Source organism: Pseudomonas lundensis (assembly GCF_015377145.2).
GTDB classification, from domain to species: domain Bacteria; phylum Pseudomonadota; class Gammaproteobacteria; order Pseudomonadales; family Pseudomonadaceae; genus Aquipseudomonas; species Aquipseudomonas lundensis.
Map to the genome: position 1 here is coordinate 4,187,323 of NZ_CP062158.2, position 21,588 is coordinate 4,208,910.

10 protein-coding genes, 4 tRNA genes and 5 rRNA genes are annotated in these 21,588 nt (G+C 54.2%); 6 read left to right on the forward strand and 13 right to left on the reverse strand.

The genetic code is table 11. The features are described 5' to 3' along the window. Nucleotides 1-13: 13 nt before the first annotated feature. From IF654_RS19730 to aptA, 11 genes are all read right to left on the reverse strand, one after another. A 23S ribosomal RNA gene (locus tag IF654_RS19730) occupies nucleotides 14-2,905 on the reverse strand. A 235-nt stretch (nucleotides 2,906-3,140) separates the two neighbouring features. Beyond that, nucleotides 3,141-3,216, reverse strand: a tRNA-Ala gene (locus tag IF654_RS19735). Nucleotides 3,217-3,225: 9 nt separating this feature from the next. Further along, nucleotides 3,226-3,302, reverse strand: a tRNA-Ile gene (locus tag IF654_RS19740). 122 nt (nucleotides 3,303-3,424) lie between these two features. Next, a 16S ribosomal RNA gene (locus IF654_RS19745) occupies nucleotides 3,425-4,961 on the reverse strand. A gap of 455 nt (nucleotides 4,962-5,416) precedes the next feature. Continuing rightward, nucleotides 5,417-5,532, reverse strand: a 5S ribosomal RNA gene (gene rrf / locus IF654_RS19750). A 150-nt stretch (nucleotides 5,533-5,682) separates the two neighbouring features. Continuing rightward, nucleotides 5,683-8,574 (reverse strand): 23S ribosomal RNA (locus IF654_RS19755). 235 nt (nucleotides 8,575-8,809) lie between these two features. Further along, nucleotides 8,810-8,885: transfer RNA gene (locus IF654_RS19760), tRNA-Ala, on the reverse strand. Between the two features lie 9 nt (nucleotides 8,886-8,894). Continuing rightward, nucleotides 8,895-8,971, reverse strand: a tRNA-Ile gene (locus IF654_RS19765). A 122-nt stretch (nucleotides 8,972-9,093) separates the two neighbouring features. Next, nucleotides 9,094-10,630 (reverse strand): 16S ribosomal RNA (locus IF654_RS19770). The 16S, 23S and 5S rRNA genes sit together here with 4 tRNA genes alongside, the layout of an rRNA operon. A gap of 555 nt (nucleotides 10,631-11,185) precedes the next feature. Continuing rightward, the gene (locus IF654_RS19775; protein WP_047275258.1) at nucleotides 11,186-12,679 is read right to left on the reverse strand and encodes a CoA-acylating methylmalonate-semialdehyde dehydrogenase; all 1,494 of its coding nucleotides are present in this window, start codon (nucleotides 12,677-12,679) and stop codon (nucleotides 11,186-11,188) included. An 81-nt stretch (nucleotides 12,680-12,760) separates the two neighbouring features. Then, complete coding sequence (gene aptA, locus IF654_RS19780; RefSeq protein WP_194862129.1) at nucleotides 12,761-14,110, reverse strand: omega-aminotransferase AptA; 1,350 nt, start codon at nucleotides 14,108-14,110, stop codon at nucleotides 12,761-12,763. Nucleotides 14,111-14,233: 123 nt separating this feature from the next. Here aptA and IF654_RS19785 point away from each other — a divergent pair, with 123 nt between their 5' ends. The 3 genes from IF654_RS19785 to IF654_RS19795 all read left to right on the forward strand — a co-directional run bounded on the left by IF654_RS19785 (nucleotide 14,234) and on the right by IF654_RS19795 (nucleotide 16,915). Further along, nucleotides 14,234-15,154, forward strand: a complete 921-nt coding sequence (locus IF654_RS19785; protein ID WP_047273265.1) for a LysR family transcriptional regulator — start codon at nucleotides 14,234-14,236, stop codon at nucleotides 15,152-15,154. Between the two features lie 64 nt (nucleotides 15,155-15,218). Then, nucleotides 15,219-15,821, forward strand: coding sequence for an IMPACT family protein (locus tag IF654_RS19790; protein ID WP_047273264.1), 603 nt, complete (start codon nucleotides 15,219-15,221; stop codon nucleotides 15,819-15,821). A gap of 410 nt (nucleotides 15,822-16,231) precedes the next feature. Continuing rightward, a complete protein-coding gene (locus IF654_RS19795; protein ID WP_047275253.1) occupies nucleotides 16,232-16,915 on the forward strand; it encodes an SDR family oxidoreductase in 684 nt (227 codons plus the stop codon). Nucleotides 16,916-16,953: 38 nt separating this feature from the next. Here the strand turns inward: IF654_RS19795 and IF654_RS19800 are convergent, their stop codons facing one another. Beyond that, a complete protein-coding gene (locus IF654_RS19800; protein WP_070412198.1) occupies nucleotides 16,954-18,039 on the reverse strand; it encodes a calcium:cation antiporter in 1,086 nt (361 codons plus the stop codon). A 223-nt stretch (nucleotides 18,040-18,262) separates the two neighbouring features. On the opposite strand from IF654_RS19800, the gene IF654_RS19805 reads away from it, so the two are divergent. Further along, nucleotides 18,263-19,216, forward strand: coding sequence for an adenosine deaminase (locus IF654_RS19805; RefSeq protein ID WP_047273261.1), 954 nt, complete (start codon nucleotides 18,263-18,265; stop codon nucleotides 19,214-19,216). Nucleotides 19,217-19,254: 38 nt separating this feature from the next. Here the strand turns inward: IF654_RS19805 and IF654_RS19810 are convergent, their stop codons facing one another. Continuing rightward, a complete protein-coding gene (locus tag IF654_RS19810; RefSeq protein WP_047275247.1) occupies nucleotides 19,255-20,160 on the reverse strand; it encodes a LysR family transcriptional regulator in 906 nt (301 codons plus the stop codon). A gap of 120 nt (nucleotides 20,161-20,280) precedes the next feature. Here IF654_RS19810 and IF654_RS19815 point away from each other — a divergent pair, with 120 nt between their 5' ends. Together IF654_RS19815 and IF654_RS19820 are read left to right on the forward strand one after the other, a co-directional pair. Continuing rightward, complete coding sequence (locus IF654_RS19815) at nucleotides 20,281-21,294, forward strand: zinc-binding alcohol dehydrogenase family protein (protein ID WP_094987559.1); 1,014 nt, start codon at nucleotides 20,281-20,283, stop codon at nucleotides 21,292-21,294. A gap of 123 nt (nucleotides 21,295-21,417) precedes the next feature. Next, complete coding sequence (locus tag IF654_RS19820) at nucleotides 21,418-21,588, forward strand: hypothetical protein (protein ID WP_162841622.1); 171 nt, start codon at nucleotides 21,418-21,420, stop codon at nucleotides 21,586-21,588.

Consider the following 21,588-nt stretch of genomic DNA (forward strand, 5'->3'; position numbering starts at 1 on the left):
GCTTGGGTGTTATATGGTCAAGCCTCACGGGCAATTAGTATTGGTTAGCTCAACGCCTCACAGCGCTTACACACCCAACCTATCAACGTCGTAGTCTTCGACGGCCCTTTAGGGAACTCAAGGTTCCAGTGAGATCTCATCTTGAGGCAAGTTTCCCGCTTAGATGCTTTCAGCGGTTATCTTTCCCGAACATAGCTACCCGGCAATGCCACTGGCGTGACAACCGGAACACCAGAGGTTCGTCCACTCCGGTCCTCTCGTACTAGGAGCAGCCCCTCTCAAATCTCAAACGTCCACGGCAGATAGGGACCGAACTGTCTCACGACGTTCTAAACCCAGCTCGCGTACCACTTTAAATGGCGAACAGCCATACCCTTGGGACCGGCTTCAGCCCCAGGATGTGATGAGCCGACATCGAGGTGCCAAACACCGCCGTCGATATGAACTCTTGGGCGGTATCAGCCTGTTATCCCCGGAGTACCTTTTATCCGTTGAGCGATGGCCCTTCCATACAGAACCACCGGATCACTAAGACCTACTTTCGTACCTGCTCGACGTGTCTGTCTCGCAGTCAAGCGCGCTTTTGCCTTTATACTCTACGACCGATTTCCGACCGGTCTGAGCGCACCTTCGTACTCCTCCGTTACTCTTTAGGAGGAGACCGCCCCAGTCAAACTACCCACCATACACTGTCCTCGATCCGGATAACGGACCTGAGTTAGAACCTCAAAGTTGCCAGGGTGGTATTTCAAGGATGGCTCCACGCGAACTGGCGTCCACGCTTCAAAGCCTCCCACCTATCCTACACAAGCAAATTCAAAGTCCAGTGCAAAGCTATAGTAAAGGTTCACGGGGTCTTTCCGTCTAGCCGCGGATACACTGCATCTTCACAGCGATTTCAATTTCACTGAGTCTCGGGTGGAGACAGCGCCGCCATCGTTACGCCATTCGTGCAGGTCGGAACTTACCCGACAAGGAATTTCGCTACCTTAGGACCGTTATAGTTACGGCCGCCGTTTACCGGGGCTTCGATCAAGAGCTTCGCGTTAGCTAACCCCATCAATTAACCTTCCGGCACCGGGCAGGCGTCACACCCTATACGTCCACTTTCGTGTTTGCAGAGTGCTGTGTTTTTAATAAACAGTCGCAGCGGCCTGGTATCTTCGACCGGCATGGGCTTACGCAGTAAATGCTTGACCCTCACCGGCGCACCTTCTCCCGAAGTTACGGTGCCATTTTGCCTAGTTCCTTCACCCGAGTTCTCTCAAGCGCCTTGGTATTCTCTACCCAACCACCTGTGTCGGTTTGGGGTACGGTTCCTGGTTACCTGAAGCTTAGAAGCTTTTCTTGGAAGCATGGCATCAACCACTTCGTGTTCTAAAAGAACACTCGTCATCAGCTCTCGGCCTTAGAATCCCGGATTTACCTAAGATTCCAGCCTACCACCTTAAACTTGGACAACCAACGCCAAGCTGGCCTAGCCTTCTCCGTCCCTCCATCGCAATAACCAGAAGTACAGGAATATTAACCTGTTTTCCATCGACTACGCTTTTCAGCCTCGCCTTAGGGACCGACTAACCCTGCGTCGATTAACGTTGCGCAGGAAACCTTGGTCTTTCGGCGTGGGTGTTTTTCACACCCATTATCGTTACTCATGTCAGCATTCGCACTTCTGATACCTCCAGCAAGCTTCTCAACTCGCCTTCACAGGCTTACAGAACGCTCCTCTACCGCATCACTTACGTGATACCCGTAGCTTCGGTGTATGGTTTGAGCCCCGTTAAATCTTCCGCGCAGGCCGACTCGACTAGTGAGCTATTACGCTTTCTTTAAAGGGTGGCTGCTTCTAAGCCAACCTCCTAGCTGTCTAAGCCTTCCCACATCGTTTCCCACTTAACCATAACTTTGGGACCTTAGCTGACGGTCTGGGTTGTTTCCCTTTTCACGACGGACGTTAGCACCCGCCGTGTGTCTCCCATGCTCGGCACTTGTAGGTATTCGGAGTTTGCATCGGTTTGGTAAGTCGGGATGACCCCCTAGCCGAAACAGTGCTCTACCCCCTACAGTGATACATGAGGCGCTACCTAAATAGCTTTCGAGGAGAACCAGCTATCTCCGAGCTTGATTAGCCTTTCACTCCGATCCACAGGTCATCCGCTAACTTTTCAACGGTAGTCGGTTCGGTCCTCCAGTTAGTGTTACCCAACCTTCAACCTGCCCATGGATAGATCGCCCGGTTTCGGGTCTATTCCCAGCGACTAGACGCCCTATTAAGACTCGCTTTCGCTACGCCTCCCCTATTCGGTTAAGCTTGCCACTGAAAATAAGTCGCTGACCCATTATACAAAAGGTACGCAGTCACCCAACAAAGTGGGCTCCCACTGCTTGTACGCATACGGTTTCAGGATCTATTTCACTCCCCTCTCCGGGGTTCTTTTCGCCTTTCCCTCACGGTACTAGTTCACTATCGGTCAGTCAGTAGTATTTAGCCTTGGAGGATGGTCCCCCCATATTCAGACAAAGTTTCTCGTGCTCCGTCCTACTCGATTTCACTGCAAAGATGTTTTCGCGTACAGGGCTATCACCCACTATGGCCGCACTTTCCAGAGCGTTCCGCTAACATCAATACAGCTTAAGGGCTGGTCCCCGTTCGCTCGCCACTACTAAGGGAATCTCGGTTGATTTCTTTTCCTCAGGGTACTTAGATGTTTCAGTTCCCCTGGTTCGCTTCTTGTACCTATGTATTCAGTACAAGATAACCATCTTATGATGGTTGGGTTCCCCCATTCAGACATCTCCGGATCAAAGTCTGTTTGCCGACTCCCCGAAGCTTTTCGCAGGCTACCACGTCTTTCATCGCCTCTGACTGCCAAGGCATCCACCGTATGCGCTTCTTCACTTGACCATATAACCCCAAGCAATCTGGTTATACTATGAAGACGACATTCGCCGAAAACTTGCAATTACTCACAAATTTTACCTTAGCCTGAATAAACACCAGTGAAAGTGTCATTCAGTCTATCTTTCTATTACATACCCAAATTTTTAAAGAACGATCTAATCAAAAGATCAGAAATCAACATTCACCATCATCTCATGGAATGCTCATTTCTAAGCTTTACGATGCAGAAGCAAGTTTATGGTGGAGCCAAGCGGGATCGAACCGCTGACCTCCTGCGTGCAAGGCAGGCGCTCTCCCAGCTGAGCTATGGCCCCATACAAAATTGGTGGGTCTGGGCAGATTCGAACTGCCGACCTCACCCTTATCAGGGGTGCGCTCTAACCAACTGAGCTACAGACCCAATTTCGAGCTTGTAACTGTTAGCGTGAGCTATCAGCTTGGAGCTTAAAGCTGCTTCTATCGTCTTCTTCAATGAATCAAGCAATTCGTGTGGGAACTTATGGAGCAGCTGATGTCGTCGATTAAGGAGGTGATCCAGCCGCAGGTTCCCCTACGGCTACCTTGTTACGACTTCACCCCAGTCATGAATCACACCGTGGTAACCGTCCTCCCGAAGGTTAGACTAGCTACTTCTGGTGCAACCCACTCCCATGGTGTGACGGGCGGTGTGTACAAGGCCCGGGAACGTATTCACCGTGACATTCTGATTCACGATTACTAGCGATTCCGACTTCACGCAGTCGAGTTGCAGACTGCGATCCGGACTACGATCGGTTTTATGGGATTAGCTCCACCTCGCGGCTTGGCAACCCTTTGTACCGACCATTGTAGCACGTGTGTAGCCCAGGCCGTAAGGGCCATGATGACTTGACGTCATCCCCACCTTCCTCCGGTTTGTCACCGGCAGTCTCCTTAGAGTGCCCACCATTACGTGCTGGTAACTAAGGACAAGGGTTGCGCTCGTTACGGGACTTAACCCAACATCTCACGACACGAGCTGACGACAGCCATGCAGCACCTGTCTCAATGTTCCCGAAGGCACCAATCCATCTCTGGAAAGTTCATTGGATGTCAAGGCCTGGTAAGGTTCTTCGCGTTGCTTCGAATTAAACCACATGCTCCACCGCTTGTGCGGGCCCCCGTCAATTCATTTGAGTTTTAACCTTGCGGCCGTACTCCCCAGGCGGTCAACTTAATGCGTTAGCTGCGCCACTAAGAACTCAAGGTTCCCAACGGCTAGTTGACATCGTTTACGGCGTGGACTACCAGGGTATCTAATCCTGTTTGCTCCCCACGCTTTCGCACCTCAGTGTCAGTATCAGTCCAGGTAGTCGCCTTCGCCACTGGTGTTCCTTCCTATATCTACGCATTTCACCGCTACACAGGAAATTCCACTACCCTCTACCATACTCTAGCTTGCCAGTTTTGGATGCAGTTCCCAGGTTGAGCCCGGGGATTTCACATTCAACTTAACAAACCACCTACGCGCGCTTTACGCCCAGTAATTCCGATTAACGCTTGCACCCTCTGTATTACCGCGGCTGCTGGCACAGAGTTAGCCGGTGCTTATTCTGTCGGTAACGTCAAAGCACTAACGTATTAGGTTAATGCCCTTCCTCCCAACTTAAAGTGCTTTACAATCCGAAGACCTTCTTCACACACGCGGCATGGCTGGATCAGGCTTTCGCCCATTGTCCAATATTCCCCACTGCTGCCTCCCGTAGGAGTCTGGACCGTGTCTCAGTTCCAGTGTGACTGATCATCCTCTCAGACCAGTTACGGATCGTAGCCTTGGTGAGCCATTACCTCACCAACTAGCTAATCCGACCTAGGCTCATCTGATAGCGCAAGGCCCGAAGGTCCCCTGCTTTCTCCCGTAGGACGTATGCGGTATTAGCGTCCGTTTCCGAACGTTATCCCCCACTACCAGGCAGATTCCTAGGTATTACTCACCCGTCCGCCGCTCTCAAGAGGTGCAAGCACCTCTCTACCGCTCGACTTGCATGTGTTAGGCCTGCCGCCAGCGTTCAATCTGAGCCATGATCAAACTCTTCAGTTCAAACATCTTTGGGTTTTGAGAAAACCCTAAACTTGGCTCAGCAATCGTTGGTTACATCTTTGATTTCTCGCGGAGTAACTTGTGATGCTGATAATCTTTTTGACTATCAGTCTGACTCCACAAGCACCCACACGAATTGCTTGATTCAGTTGTTAAAGAGCGGTTGGTTAAGCTTTCGCTCAACCGAGGCGCGCATTCTACAGCAGCCTCTGTTGCTGTCAAGCGGTTATTTTAAGATGTTTTCAAAGTTTCCTCTGTAACATCAACCACTTGCGCTTCCGATCTCTCGTCAGCGGGAGGCGAATTCTACAGCGTTACACGCTGCTGTCAACCCCACTTTATTCTTTGTTTATCAGGTAACTACCTGACTCACTGCACATGCTTTTTACAAAGCTTGTACTTATACAAAAACAAAATCCCCATCTGCGTGAGCAGACAGGGATTTCGGAATTTAATCTTGACGATGACCTACTCTCACATGGGGAAACCCCACACTACCATCGGCGATGCATCGTTTCACTGCTGAGTTCGGGATGGGATCAGGTGGTTCCAATGCTCTATGGTCGTCAAGAAATTCTGTAGCCGGTGCGTTTACCTTACGGTCAACGTTCCAGCGAATGGGTATGTAATAGAGTGGTGTTTTGTGAGGTGCAAACTTTCGGTTTGTATCGTCTTCACACACCGCAATCTGGCCTTTCGACGCAAATTGCTTGGGTGTTATATGGTCAAGCCTCACGGGCAATTAGTATTGGTTAGCTCAACGCCTCACAGCGCTTACACACCCAACCTATCAACGTCGTAGTCTTCGACGGCCCTTTAGGGAACTCAAGGTTCCAGTGAGATCTCATCTTGAGGCAAGTTTCCCGCTTAGATGCTTTCAGCGGTTATCTTTCCCGAACATAGCTACCCGGCAATGCCACTGGCGTGACAACCGGAACACCAGAGGTTCGTCCACTCCGGTCCTCTCGTACTAGGAGCAGCCCCTCTCAAATCTCAAACGTCCACGGCAGATAGGGACCGAACTGTCTCACGACGTTCTAAACCCAGCTCGCGTACCACTTTAAATGGCGAACAGCCATACCCTTGGGACCGGCTTCAGCCCCAGGATGTGATGAGCCGACATCGAGGTGCCAAACACCGCCGTCGATATGAACTCTTGGGCGGTATCAGCCTGTTATCCCCGGAGTACCTTTTATCCGTTGAGCGATGGCCCTTCCATACAGAACCACCGGATCACTAAGACCTACTTTCGTACCTGCTCGACGTGTCTGTCTCGCAGTCAAGCGCGCTTTTGCCTTTATACTCTACGACCGATTTCCGACCGGTCTGAGCGCACCTTCGTACTCCTCCGTTACTCTTTAGGAGGAGACCGCCCCAGTCAAACTACCCACCATACACTGTCCTCGATCCGGATAACGGACCTGAGTTAGAACCTCAAAGTTGCCAGGGTGGTATTTCAAGGATGGCTCCACGCGAACTGGCGTCCACGCTTCAAAGCCTCCCACCTATCCTACACAAGCAAATTCAAAGTCCAGTGCAAAGCTATAGTAAAGGTTCACGGGGTCTTTCCGTCTAGCCGCGGATACACTGCATCTTCACAGCGATTTCAATTTCACTGAGTCTCGGGTGGAGACAGCGCCGCCATCGTTACGCCATTCGTGCAGGTCGGAACTTACCCGACAAGGAATTTCGCTACCTTAGGACCGTTATAGTTACGGCCGCCGTTTACCGGGGCTTCGATCAAGAGCTTCGCGTTAGCTAACCCCATCAATTAACCTTCCGGCACCGGGCAGGCGTCACACCCTATACGTCCACTTTCGTGTTTGCAGAGTGCTGTGTTTTTAATAAACAGTCGCAGCGGCCTGGTATCTTCGACCGGCATGGGCTTACGCAGTAAATGCTTGACCCTCACCGGCGCACCTTCTCCCGAAGTTACGGTGCCATTTTGCCTAGTTCCTTCACCCGAGTTCTCTCAAGCGCCTTGGTATTCTCTACCCAACCACCTGTGTCGGTTTGGGGTACGGTTCCTGGTTACCTGAAGCTTAGAAGCTTTTCTTGGAAGCATGGCATCAACCACTTCGTGTTCTAAAAGAACACTCGTCATCAGCTCTCGGCCTTAGAATCCCGGATTTACCTAAGATTCCAGCCTACCACCTTAAACTTGGACAACCAACGCCAAGCTGGCCTAGCCTTCTCCGTCCCTCCATCGCAATAACCAGAAGTACAGGAATATTAACCTGTTTTCCATCGACTACGCTTTTCAGCCTCGCCTTAGGGACCGACTAACCCTGCGTCGATTAACGTTGCGCAGGAAACCTTGGTCTTTCGGCGTGGGTGTTTTTCACACCCATTATCGTTACTCATGTCAGCATTCGCACTTCTGATACCTCCAGCAAGCTTCTCAACTCGCCTTCACAGGCTTACAGAACGCTCCTCTACCGCATCACTTACGTGATACCCGTAGCTTCGGTGTATGGTTTGAGCCCCGTTAAATCTTCCGCGCAGGCCGACTCGACTAGTGAGCTATTACGCTTTCTTTAAAGGGTGGCTGCTTCTAAGCCAACCTCCTAGCTGTCTAAGCCTTCCCACATCGTTTCCCACTTAACCATAACTTTGGGACCTTAGCTGACGGTCTGGGTTGTTTCCCTTTTCACGACGGACGTTAGCACCCGCCGTGTGTCTCCCATGCTCGGCACTTGTAGGTATTCGGAGTTTGCATCGGTTTGGTAAGTCGGGATGACCCCCTAGCCGAAACAGTGCTCTACCCCCTACAGTGATACATGAGGCGCTACCTAAATAGCTTTCGAGGAGAACCAGCTATCTCCGAGCTTGATTAGCCTTTCACTCCGATCCACAGGTCATCCGCTAACTTTTCAACGGTAGTCGGTTCGGTCCTCCAGTTAGTGTTACCCAACCTTCAACCTGCCCATGGATAGATCGCCCGGTTTCGGGTCTATTCCCAGCGACTAGACGCCCTATTAAGACTCGCTTTCGCTACGCCTCCCCTATTCGGTTAAGCTTGCCACTGAAAATAAGTCGCTGACCCATTATACAAAAGGTACGCAGTCACCCAACAAAGTGGGCTCCCACTGCTTGTACGCATACGGTTTCAGGATCTATTTCACTCCCCTCTCCGGGGTTCTTTTCGCCTTTCCCTCACGGTACTAGTTCACTATCGGTCAGTCAGTAGTATTTAGCCTTGGAGGATGGTCCCCCCATATTCAGACAAAGTTTCTCGTGCTCCGTCCTACTCGATTTCACTGCAAAGATGTTTTCGCGTACAGGGCTATCACCCACTATGGCCGCACTTTCCAGAGCGTTCCGCTAACATCAATACAGCTTAAGGGCTGGTCCCCGTTCGCTCGCCACTACTAAGGGAATCTCGGTTGATTTCTTTTCCTCAGGGTACTTAGATGTTTCAGTTCCCCTGGTTCGCTTCTTGTACCTATGTATTCAGTACAAGATAACCATCTTATGATGGTTGGGTTCCCCCATTCAGACATCTCCGGATCAAAGTCTGTTTGCCGACTCCCCGAAGCTTTTCGCAGGCTACCACGTCTTTCATCGCCTCTGACTGCCAAGGCATCCACCGTATGCGCTTCTTCACTTGACCATATAACCCCAAGCAATCTGGTTATACTATGAAGACGACATTCGCCGAAAACTTGCAATTACTCACAAATTTTACCTTAGCCTGAATAAACACCAGTGAAAGTGTCATTCAGTCTATCTTTCTATTACATACCCAAATTTTTAAAGAACGATCTAATCAAAAGATCAGAAATCAACATTCACCATCATCTCATGGAATGCTCATTTCTAAGCTTTACGATGCAGAAGCAAGTTTATGGTGGAGCCAAGCGGGATCGAACCGCTGACCTCCTGCGTGCAAGGCAGGCGCTCTCCCAGCTGAGCTATGGCCCCATACAAAATTGGTGGGTCTGGGCAGATTCGAACTGCCGACCTCACCCTTATCAGGGGTGCGCTCTAACCAACTGAGCTACAGACCCAATTTCGAGCTTGTAACTGTTAGCGTGAGCTATCAGCTTGGAGCTTAAAGCTGCTTCTATCGTCTTCTTCAATGAATCAAGCAATTCGTGTGGGAACTTATGGAGCAGCTGATGTCGTCGATTAAGGAGGTGATCCAGCCGCAGGTTCCCCTACGGCTACCTTGTTACGACTTCACCCCAGTCATGAATCACACCGTGGTAACCGTCCTCCCGAAGGTTAGACTAGCTACTTCTGGTGCAACCCACTCCCATGGTGTGACGGGCGGTGTGTACAAGGCCCGGGAACGTATTCACCGTGACATTCTGATTCACGATTACTAGCGATTCCGACTTCACGCAGTCGAGTTGCAGACTGCGATCCGGACTACGATCGGTTTTATGGGATTAGCTCCACCTCGCGGCTTGGCAACCCTTTGTACCGACCATTGTAGCACGTGTGTAGCCCAGGCCGTAAGGGCCATGATGACTTGACGTCATCCCCACCTTCCTCCGGTTTGTCACCGGCAGTCTCCTTAGAGTGCCCACCATTACGTGCTGGTAACTAAGGACAAGGGTTGCGCTCGTTACGGGACTTAACCCAACATCTCACGACACGAGCTGACGACAGCCATGCAGCACCTGTCTCAATGTTCCCGAAGGCACCAATCCATCTCTGGAAAGTTCATTGGATGTCAAGGCCTGGTAAGGTTCTTCGCGTTGCTTCGAATTAAACCACATGCTCCACCGCTTGTGCGGGCCCCCGTCAATTCATTTGAGTTTTAACCTTGCGGCCGTACTCCCCAGGCGGTCAACTTAATGCGTTAGCTGCGCCACTAAGAACTCAAGGTTCCCAACGGCTAGTTGACATCGTTTACGGCGTGGACTACCAGGGTATCTAATCCTGTTTGCTCCCCACGCTTTCGCACCTCAGTGTCAGTATCAGTCCAGGTAGTCGCCTTCGCCACTGGTGTTCCTTCCTATATCTACGCATTTCACCGCTACACAGGAAATTCCACTACCCTCTACCATACTCTAGCTTGCCAGTTTTGGATGCAGTTCCCAGGTTGAGCCCGGGGATTTCACATTCAACTTAACAAACCACCTACGCGCGCTTTACGCCCAGTAATTCCGATTAACGCTTGCACCCTCTGTATTACCGCGGCTGCTGGCACAGAGTTAGCCGGTGCTTATTCTGTCGGTAACGTCAAAGCACTAACGTATTAGGTTAATGCCCTTCCTCCCAACTTAAAGTGCTTTACAATCCGAAGACCTTCTTCACACACGCGGCATGGCTGGATCAGGCTTTCGCCCATTGTCCAATATTCCCCACTGCTGCCTCCCGTAGGAGTCTGGACCGTGTCTCAGTTCCAGTGTGACTGATCATCCTCTCAGACCAGTTACGGATCGTAGCCTTGGTGAGCCATTACCTCACCAACTAGCTAATCCGACCTAGGCTCATCTGATAGCGCAAGGCCCGAAGGTCCCCTGCTTTCTCCCGTAGGACGTATGCGGTATTAGCGTCCGTTTCCGAACGTTATCCCCCACTACCAGGCAGATTCCTAGGTATTACTCACCCGTCCGCCGCTCTCAAGAGGTGCAAGCACCTCTCTACCGCTCGACTTGCATGTGTTAGGCCTGCCGCCAGCGTTCAATCTGAGCCATGATCAAACTCTTCAGTTCAAACATCTTTGGGTTTTGAGAAAACCCTAAACTTGGCTCAGCAATCGTTGGTTACATCTTTGATTTCTCGCGGAGTAACTTGTGATGCTGATAATCTTTTTGACTATCAGTCTGACTCCACAAGCACCCACACGAATTGCTTGATTCAGTTGTTAAAGAGCGGTTGGTTAAGCTTTCGCTCAACCGAGGCGCGCATTCTACAGCAGCCTCTGTTGCTGTCAAGCGGTTATTTTAAGATGTTTTCAAAGCTTCCTCTGTAACATCAACCACTTGCGCTTTCGATCTCTCGTCAGCGGGAGGCGAATTCTACAGCGTTACACGCTGCTGTCAACACCTCATTTCCTGCTTCGATGATTTGAAGCTGGCATCGTCAAAACCGTCTAACTCATTGAAACTCAAGGAGTTTTCAGTTTCGACTGCGCCGGAAGTGGGGCGAATTATAGGCCGCTGGAATTCTGAGTCAAGCCTCAATTTCATATTTCTGTCATAAACCATCGAAAGCTTAAAACAAAGAAGCCAGCCTTGCGGCTGGCTTCTTGTTAGGCAACAGAGCCGTTAAAGACTCGGAAATGCAAACTGCGACGCTTCATGGCTGGCCCGTTGCGGCCAACGCTGGGTAATTGCCTTGCGACGCGTGTAAAAACGCACACCATCCGGGCCATAGGCATGCAGATCGCCAAACAATGAACGCTTCCAGCCGCCAAAGCTGTGATAAGCCACCGGCACAGGCAGCGGTACGTTAACCCCCACCATGCCGACTTCGATCTCATCACAGAACAAACGTGCAGCCTCGCCATCACGCGTGAAGATGCATGTGCCGTTGCCGTACTCATGATCGTTGATCAGTTGCATCGCCGCTTCCAGGCTATTCACACGCACGATGCACAGAACCGGTCCGAAGATCTCTTCCTTATAGATGCGCATCTCTGGTGTAACGCGATCAAACAGGCATCCACCCAAGAAGAACCCGTCTTCATGGTCCTTGACGCTCAAACCACGCCCATCAACGACCAACTGCGCGCCCGCCGCTACACCGTCCGCCACATAGCCACTGACCTTATCCCGCGCCTGGCCGGAGACCAAAGGCCCCATGTCCAGACCGCATGAAGTCCCCGCGCCAATTTTCAACGCCTCGATTTGCGGCACCAGCTTGGCAACCAAGGCATCCGCCACCTGGTCCCCAACGCACACGGCTACCGAAATCGCCATGCAGCGCTCACCACACGAGCCATAAGCAGCGCCCATCAAGGCACTCACGGCATTATCCAGATCGGCATCAGGCATCAATACCGCATGGTTCTTCGCGCCACCCAACGCCTGAACACGTTTACCGCGCCTGGTGCCTTCGGCATAGATGTATTCGGCAATCGGCGTGGAGCCGACAAAACTCAAGGCTTTCACCTCTGGTGCTTCAATCAGGGCGTCTACGGCTGTCTTGTCGCCATGCACCACACTCAAGACCCCTTTAGGCAGGCCCGCTTCCTGAAGCAACTGCGCAATCAACAAGGTCGAACTCGGGTCACGCTCCGACGGTTTCAGAATGAAGCAGTTACCGCACACAATCGCCAACGGGTACATCCACAACGGAACCATGGCCGGGAAGTTGAAAGGCGTAATCCCCGCCACAACCCCGATCGGTTGAAAGTCCGACCAAGCATCAATATTCGGTCCTACGTTACGGCTGTACTCGCCTTTCAGAATCTCCGGTGCGGAACACGCGTATTCCACGTTCTCGATCCCGCGCTTGAGTTCACCCGCCGCATCTTCGAGCGTCTTGCCATGCTCTTCGCTGATCAACTGTGAAATCCGGGCTTCATTCTGTTCCAGCAACTGCTTGAAACGGAACATCACTTGAGCACGTTTGGCTGGAGGCGTATTACGCCAGGCCGGGAAGGCAGCCTTGGCCGTGTCGATTGCCTGTTGAATCGTCTCGCGACTGGCCAACGGCACTTGATGAATCACCTTGCCCGTCGACGGGTTGTACACATCGGCGGTACGGCCAGAATCATTAACCAGCTCACCATTGATCAAATGTTGAATCGTGCTCATTGCCACTCCAAAACAGGTTTGCTGACGCGAACACTACGCGCCAGTCGAAAATCCAAAAAAGCCTCTTCTATATAGAAGGGGTCAGTCGATCTGATTCAACGCTTCACCCACCGCATCGAATAAACGATCCAGATCCTGAGGCTTGCTGTTGAAGGTTGGACCAAACTGCAACGTGTCACCGCCAAAGCGGACGTAGAAGCCGGCTTTCCACAGTTTCATGGCGGCGTCGAAAGGACGCACAATCGCATCGCCATCACGCGGTGCAATCTGGATCGCACCAGCCAGACCGTAGTTACGGATATCGATCACATTCTTCACGCCTTTCAAGCCGTGCAATGCTTGCTCGAAATGCGGTGCCACCTGCGCGACGCTCTGGACAAGGTTCTCTTTTTGCAGCAAATCCAGCGCGGCCAGGCCCGCGGCACACGCGACCGGATGCGCGGAGTAGGTATAGCCGTGTGGGAATTCCACCGCATATTCAGGCGTCGGCTGATTCATGAATGTCTGATAAATCTCGGTAGAGGCAACTACAGCCCCCATCGGGATCGCACCGTTAGTGACCTGCTTGGCGATGCACATCAGGTCCGGCGTCACACCGAAGCTGTCAGCACCGAACATGGAGCCTGTGCGACCAAACCCGGTAATGACCTCATCGAATACCAGCAGGATGTTGTGCTGATCGCAGATTTCACGCAGACGTTTCAGATAGCCCTGAGGCGGCACCAGCACACCGGCAGACCCTGCCATCGGCTCGACAAACACGGCGGCGATATTCGAAGCGTCATGCAGTTCGATCAACTTGAGCAGTTCATCCGCCAGCGCAATACCGCCCAACTCAGGCATACCGCGTGAAAAGGCATTGCTCGCCAGCAAGGTGTGCGGAAGATGATCGACATCCGCCATTGCTTGACCAAACAGTTTACGGTTGCCGCTCACGCCACCCAGGCTGGTGCCCGCAATGTTCACACCGTGATAGCCGCGCGCCCGGCCAATCATTTTGGTCTTGGTCGATTGGCCTTTCAGCCGCCAGTACGCACGCACCATTTTCACGGCCGTGTCCGCGCATTCAGAACCCGAGTCCGTGAAGAACACATGGTTCAAGTTGCCCGGCGTTAGCTCGGTGATTTTCTCAGCCAGCTGAAACGACAAGGGATGGCCATATTGAAACGCCGGCGAATAATCCAGCGTGCCGAGTTGCTTCGCCACGGCTTCCTGAATTTCTGTGCGCGTATGCCCTGCACCACATGTCCACAGGCCGGACAACGAGTCGTAAATTTGTCGGCCTTTGTCATCGGTCAGATAACTGCCCTTGGCGCCGATGATAAAACGCGGATCCCGATGAAAGTTGCGGTTGGCGGTGTAAGGCATCCAGTGCGCATCCAGCTTGAACTGGCTGGCTACGTTTAACTCGGCGTTTTCAGGCATGTTCATCAGCAAAACCTCGCAAGACAGAGTGCAGTGTCGGGTCGAAATCGTTGTTGCAGCTAAATTGCCACGCCTATAAAGTCGGTGAAATCCAACTCTTCTAACCTTCAGTTAGGCATTTACTAAACTATGAGCAGCCGTCGTTCCGATGCCTTGGCGCAAGTCAGCGACTTCGATATTCGCTTGTTGCGCATCTTTCGCAGTGTCGTAGAGTGCGGCGGTTTCTCTGCGGCAGAAACAGTCCTCGGCATTGGCCGGTCAGCAATCAGCCAACAAATGAGCGATCTTGAGCAGCGACTGGGCTTGCGCCTGTGCCAGCGCGGGCGTGCAGGTTTTTCCCTGACGGAAGAAGGTCGCGAGGTCTACCAATCCGCACTCCAATTACTCGGTGCACTTGAGAGTTTTCGCACAGAGGTAAACGGCCTGCATCAACACTTGCGCGGTGAGCTGACCATCGGCCTTACCGACAACCTCGTCACCCTCCCCCATATGCGTATCACCCACGCATTGGCCCAACTCAAAGAGCGTGGGCCCGATGTGCAAATCCAGATCCGCATGATTTCGCCCAACGAGGTAGAACAGGGCGTGCTGGACGGCCGTCTGCACGTCGGCGTTGTACCCCAGGCCAGTGCGTTATCCGGTCTGGAATATCAGCCGCTGTATAGCGAGCGGTCGCTGCTTTACTGTGCCGTCGGCCACCCGCTGTTTTATGTCGATGACCACCAGTTGCAAGACGAACGCCTCAACGATCAGGACGCCATTGCACCGACGTTTCGTCTGCCCTCAGAGATTCAGGCGCATTATCAGGCGCTCAAGTGCACCGCCAGTGCATCGGACCGTGAAGGCATGGCGTTCCTGATTCTGACCGGCCGCTACATAGGCTACCTGCCGGACCATTACGCCAGTTTGTGGGTACAACAAGGTCGTCTGCGGGCGCTCAAACCTGATACCCGTTTTTATGACTTGAGCCTGGCCTCGGTCACACGCAAAGGCCGCCGCCCCCATCTGGTTCTTGAAAGTTTCCTTGAGAGCCTCGAATCGACACGCTAACGTTCGTCCCCCTCGTCAGCCCCGCCGCGAAGCCTGCATGCCTCGCGCCCAGCCCGGAATCGATATGCCTTCAACCCTGACCGGTCCATGCGAGTACCGCGAAGAAATCCGCAAGAGCCGCTTCATCACCCATGCGGCGCCCATCACCAGCGCTCAACAGGCACAGGACTTTATCGCGCTGCACAGCGACCTTAACGCGTCCCACAATTGCTGGGCCTGGAAGCTGGGCGATCAGTACCGCAGCAGCGATGACGGCGAACCCGGCGGCACGGCCGGACGCCCCATTCTGTCCGCCATCGAAGCGCAGGATTGCGATCAAGTCGTGGTCCTGGTGATCCGCTGGTATGGCGGCATTCAACTGGGCACGGGCGGTTTGGCACGCGCTTACGGGGGTGGCGCCAACAAATGCCTGCAAGCGGCCGATAAGTCACCGCTTATCACGCGAGTCGCGCTGGAATGCGCGTGCAGCTTCAGCGAATTGGCGCTGGTCAAACTGCGCCTGTCTGAACTCAACGGCGTGCTCAGCAATGAAACCTTCACCGCTAACGGGGTGGAGCTAGTCCTGGAAGTCAGTGAAGCGCAGATTCCTGACTTGCGACAGCAACTGGCCGACCTCAGCCGTGGCCGCATTGTGCTGACCCGCCAGTCGATCAATAGTGAAGAGTGACCCACTTTATCCCCCGTCAAACAGTTGCCCACAACCACTGTGCACCCGACTGTGGATAACCTGAGCACACTCCTCTACAGCCCTTGACTGGCGTGACCTGCGCCGCTTTGTACGTTTTTTGATCGACTGCGCCTTCAAAGGGTAGAAACCTCAATGCAAACAGCGCGTTACTCTGATTTATAGCCCTTCGAACCATCCCTGCGCGCGCTTATACCCAGGTGCACAGGTTGCGCACAGTTCCTGTGGAGCAACCTGTGGATAAGCCGTGCAAACCCAACGGGAGCGCACATTCTGTAACGGCTGCTTATGGCTGTACGTTTTTTAACCAACTTGCATGGGTGGGCAGTCGACGCCTGAAGGAGTAAAACCGTGTGCGGTGAACCTCATTTACCCTGTATAGGACGCGACTCATGACAGCAAAAAACGCACTTATCATTGGCGCCTCACGTGGACTGGGTCTGGGCCTGGTCGAGCAACTCATCAACGATGGCTGGAACGTCACCGCCACCGTGCGTAACCCTGGCAACGTTGAGAAGCTTAAAGCGTTGGGCAACGTCAACATCGAACAGCTGGATCTGGACAACGTTGAAGCTATCGGGAACCTGAGCCAAAAGCTGAACACTCACGTATTTGACCTGGTGTTTGTGAACGCGGGGATCAAGGGGCCGGACGATCAAACGTCAGGGCGCGCCAGTCTGTCCGACATCGGTCAATTGTTCCTGACCAACAGCGTAGCGCCGATCACCCTGGCGCAAGCCTTTGTCAGCAAAATCCGTAAAGGCAGTGGGGTGCTGGCGTTTATGAGTTCCGGTCTGGGCAGTGTTGCATCGCCAGACGCGCCTGAACTAGCGCTCTACAAAGCCAGCAAAGCCGCACTCAACTCCATGACCAATACCTTCATCAGTCAACTGGGCGAGGACCGGCCTACTGTTCTGACCCTGCACCCCGGCTGGGTCAAAACCGACATGGGCGGCGAAGGTGCCGATATCGACGTTGAAACCAGCACCCGTGGGCTGGTTGAGCAAGTGAAGGCCTATGCAGGCAAAGGGGGCCATTACTTCATCGACTATAAAGGCCAGACGATTCCCTGGTAGGCGACCGATCGGGCGGCGCCTGCACGCCGCCCTTTACGTCAAAGCCCCAGCAGCGACAGCATGATGAAGGTCGCAAACAGCACAAAGTGCGTCATGCCTTCGATCGCATTGGTCTCGCCGTCATTCAAGTTGATGGCACTCACCACCAACGTAATCAACACCATCACCGTCTGCACGGGCGTCATGGCCATCTGGAACGGCTGACCGGTATACAGCGCCATGGCCTCCATGACCGGCACGGTCAAGATAACGGTGGACAGCGAAGCCCCGAGTGCCACATTCACCACCGACTGCATGCGATTGGCCAAGGCGGCACGCAGCGCAGTCAAGATTTCCGGAGCCGCCGAGATCGCGGCCACCACAATCGCAGTCATGACAGGCGGTGCGCCCGTCCCTTCCAACCCCAGATCGAGGGCCTTGGACATCACCTCGGCGAGCGCGCCAATTACGATAATGCCAAACACCAACACGCCGACTGACAGTTTCAGGTTGGTCGCTTCCCCTTCCGGGGCACGTTTACGGCCCTTTTTCTCGGGGTAGCTGTAACTGAAAAAGTAACTGTGCGGCCCGACCTGCATGCGCAAAAACAGCGTGTACAGCAACACCATCGCGCCAATGGTGAACGCCGAGTAAATTTTCCAGTCTGCCTTGGGGATAAATTCCGGCACCACCATCGACACGCCCATGGCCGTCAGAATCATCACACTGTAGGTGCGCGCCGAATCGTCGTTGTAGGACTGCTCGCCGTGCTTGATCCCGCCCATCAGCGCTGCCAGGCCGAGAATCCCGTTGATATCCAGCATCACCGCTGAATAAATCGTATCCCGCACCAACGTTGGAGACGCTTCATTACTCATCATGATCGCGAGGATGACGACCTCAACCAAAACGGCTGACAGCGTCAAAATCATTGTTCCGTAAGGATCACCGAACTTTTCAGCCAACACTTCGGCGTGATGAGCCACACGCATGGACGCGCACACAATCGCTGCAATCAGGACGCCACCCGCCACCAGCGCTGTCACTTGCCCGTTATGCAGCAGCCAGGGCTCCAGCGGGAAGGCCACACACGCCATAACAATCGCCAGCAGCAGGAGTTTTTCATCTTTTAATAAAGTCAGCATCGCGAGCCTTTTACCTGTGAACCAATACACGTCGTTGGGTTACAGACTGCCGCAACTCGCTAACGTTTCGTTACATCTTAGTTCACTGAACGCACCACTCCGCCCCTGCGCACCCCGCCAATGGCCGCGACGCGGCAAATAGCTTGGTCGGGTTTTACCAAATATGTCGGCCCGGGCCTGTAGAATGCCGCCATCTGTACCTGATTTGATGAGAACAACCTCTATGTACGACTGGCTCAACGCCCTGCCAAAAGCGGAACTGCACCTGCACCTTGAAGGTTCTCTGGAACCTGAACTGCTGTTCGCTCTGGCTGAACGCAACAAGATCGCCCTGCCGTGGAACGACGTCGAAACCCTGCGCAAAGCGTACGCTTTCAACAACCTGCAAGAGTTTCTCGACCTGTATTACCGGGGCGCGGACGTATTGCGCACCTCGCAAGACTTCTACGACCTGACCTGGGCGTACCTGTTGCGCTGCAAAGAGCAGAACGTCATTCACACTGAACCCTTCTTCGACCCGCAAACCCACACCGACCGCGGCGTCCCGTTCGAAGTCGTGCTTAACGGCATCGCCGCTGCACTCAAGGACGGCGAACAGCAACTGGGCATCACCAGCGGTTTGATTCTCAGCTTCCTGCGCCACTTGAGCGAAGAAGAAGCCGAAAAGACCCTCGATCAAGCGTTGCCGTTCCGCGATGCCTTTATCGCCGTGGGCCTGGACAGCTCGGAAATGGGCCACCCGCCCAGCAAGTTTGTGCGCGTCTTTGATCGCGCCCGCGACGAAGGCTTCCTGACCGTAGCCCACGCTGGCGAAGAGGGTCCGCCGGAATACATCTGGCAAGCCCTGGACCTGCTGAAAATTCAGCGGATCGACCATGGCGTGCGTGCCATTGAAGATGAGCGCTTGATGCAGCGCATTATCGAGGAGCAAATACCGCTCACCGTGTGCCCGCTGTCCAACACCAAACTGTGCGTGTTCGATCACATGTCGCAACACAACATCCTCGACATGCTGGAGCGTGGCGTGAACGTCACGGTGAACTCCGATGACCCGGCGTACTTCGGCGGGTACATGACTGAGAACTTCCACGCCTTGCACACCCACTTGGGCATGACCGAAGACCAGGCCAAGCGTCTGGCGCAAAACGGCCTGGATGCCCGTTTGATCAAGCCGTAAAGCGTGTGCGTAATCGCTGCCGTGGCGGGCGGCGGCGATTACCGGCGCAGCGCCCGTTCAGCACAGCGCTCGCTGAGCATGTCACGTAACAATTTCACCGGTTTGCTCAACTGCGCCCGGTGGGCGCACAACATGTTCAACGGCGCCCGTTCCCCCACCCGCTCGGGCATCAGCACCTTTAACCTTCCCGCCTGCACATCCGCAGACACGTCCAGCCAGGACTTATAAGCAATGCCCGCACCGGCCAGCGCCCACAAACGCACCACATCAGCGTCATCGCTGAAACGGTCGCCGCTCACGGTCAGCCCGGTCTCACGCTTGCCGTCATCAAATCGCCAATGGTCGTGCACCCGCGTGCCGAGCATGTACAGCAAGCAATTGTGTTGCAGCAATTGTTCGAGCTGATGCGGCTCGCCAGCCCGCGCCAGATAGGCGGGTGACGCACACAGCACCCGACGATTGTCCGCCGCCACCGGCAAGGCGACCAAACTGGAGTCTTCTGGCTCGCCATAGCGCAAGGCGATGTCCACCGGCTGGCGAAACAGATCGGCGATACGGTCCCCCAGCAGCAGCCTCACCGTCAGTTGCGGATGCTCACGCTGAAACTCATCAAGCCAGGGCAGCAAGACATTTCGCCCGAAGTCTGAAGGCGCCGAGAGTTGCAGCACCCCACTGACCTGATCCTGCCCACGGGACAACAGCCGCCGACCTTCCTCCAGGCTACCCAATGCCTTGCGCGCATAGTCCAGAAACCCCTGCCCCTCGGCCGTCAAACGCAGGCTGCGGGTTGAGCGTGCCAGCAGGCGCGCACCTAACTGAGCCTCCAGGCGCTTGAGGGCGGCGCTCGCCACCGCAGGTGACATGTCCATGACCCGGGCCGCGGCTGACAGGCTGCCCAGATCAGCCGCGCGGACAAATACTTGCAGGTCGTCAAAGCGCACCATGCTGAAAACACCGCCTATTATCAAAAAAATATTGAAAGAGCCTGCCGTTTTAGCCGGTTTTACTACGCCAGGAAATAGCGAATCATCGCCCCACGCTGTCCCTCTCTACAGGATGCCCCCATGAAAGCCGTCGGTTATTACCATTCGCTGCCCATTCAAGACCCGCAAGCCCTGCAAGATATTGAACTGCCTGAACCTGTCGCCGGGCCGCGAGACCTGCTGGTGGAGGTCAAGGCTATCTCCGTGAACCCGGTCGACACCAAGGTGCGGCAAAACACACAGCCCGACGCGGGCACAGCTAAGGTGTTGGGATGGGACGTGGCGGGGGTGGTCAAGGCCGTAGGCAGTGACGTCAGTCTGTTCCAGGTGGGCGACAAGGTGTTTTATGCCGGTTCGATTGCCCGCCCCGGTGCCAACAGTGAACGTCACGTGGTCGACGAACGCATCGTCGGTCACATGCCCAACAGCCTGAGCTTCGCCGACGCCGCGGCACTGCCTTTAACGGCCATCACTGCGTGGGAACTGTTGTTTGAACGCCTCGGCATCGCGCAAGGCAAGACTGACCTGCACCAACGTCTGTTGATCGTCGGTGCGGCGGGCGGCGTGGGGTCAATCCTGACACAACTGGCCCGTCAGCTTACCGGGCTCAAGGTCATCGGCAGCGCCTCGCGTCCAGAGACCCAGGCGTGGGTGCGCGAACTGGGCGCCGATGTGATCGTCGATCATCGCCAGCCCCTGAGCGAAGCCTTGAAGCAGGCAGGCATCGACGCCGTGACTCACGTTGCCAGCCTGACCCAGACCGATCAACACCTGGCGCAGTTGGTCGAGGCATTGGCACCCCAGGGCAAACTGGCCCTGATCGACGACCCCAAGACGCTGGACATTGCCCTGCTCAAACGCAAAAGCCTGTCCCTGCATTGGGAGTTCATGTACACCCGGTCGCTGTTCGAAACCCCGGACATGATTGAACAGCATCACTTGCTGAACCGGGTCGCAGAACTGATCGACGCGGGCACCCTGCGCACCACCGTGGGCGAACATTTCGGCACCATCAACGCGTCTAACCTGCGCCGCGCCCACGCGCTGCTGGAGAGCGGAAAGTCCAAGGGCAAAATTGTGCTGGAAGGGTTTTGAGAAACGCCTGACGTGACTGATCTGGCCATTGTGTAACCGTCAGTCAGAGACTTGATGTCCGTCATATTTCTCAGCCTTATCGGGCATACACTGGCCTCCTTTGCGAACCTGAGGAGGCCAGAAATGAAAATCCTGATAAAAGCGTTAGCAAGATCCCGCGACTGCCAGTGGCAGGTTCAAATCGACCAGCAAGCCATCAACTTTCGCAGCGAATCGGAGGCCAGAGCCTTTGTGGACACGCTGCGCACACGCTTGCAAGCCCCGCACAGATTGCCTGAGCGAATGGCGGGCTGA

Coding starts and splice junctions, on each gene's coding strand:
- IF654_RS19775 (WP_047275258.1), bottom strand. CDS start 12,679: ATGAGCACGATTCAACATTTGATCAATGGTGAGCTGGTTAATGATTCT.
- aptA (WP_194862129.1), bottom strand. CDS start 14,110: ATGAACATGCCTGAAAACGCCGAGTTAAACGTAGCCAGCCAGTTCAAG.
- IF654_RS19785 (WP_047273265.1), top strand. CDS start 14,234: ATGAGCAGCCGTCGTTCCGATGCCTTGGCGCAAGTCAGCGACTTCGAT.
- IF654_RS19790 (WP_047273264.1), top strand. CDS start 15,219: ATGCCTTCAACCCTGACCGGTCCATGCGAGTACCGCGAAGAAATCCGC.
- IF654_RS19795 (WP_047275253.1), top strand. CDS start 16,232: ATGACAGCAAAAAACGCACTTATCATTGGCGCCTCACGTGGACTGGGT.
- IF654_RS19800 (WP_070412198.1), bottom strand. CDS start 18,039: ATGCTGACTTTATTAAAAGATGAAAAACTCCTGCTGCTGGCGATTGTT.
- IF654_RS19805 (WP_047273261.1), top strand. CDS start 18,263: ATGTACGACTGGCTCAACGCCCTGCCAAAAGCGGAACTGCACCTGCAC.
- IF654_RS19810 (WP_047275247.1), bottom strand. CDS start 20,160: ATGGTGCGCTTTGACGACCTGCAAGTATTTGTCCGCGCGGCTGATCTG.
- IF654_RS19815 (WP_094987559.1), top strand. CDS start 20,281: ATGAAAGCCGTCGGTTATTACCATTCGCTGCCCATTCAAGACCCGCAA.
- IF654_RS19820 (WP_162841622.1), top strand. CDS start 21,418: ATGAAAATCCTGATAAAAGCGTTAGCAAGATCCCGCGACTGCCAGTGG.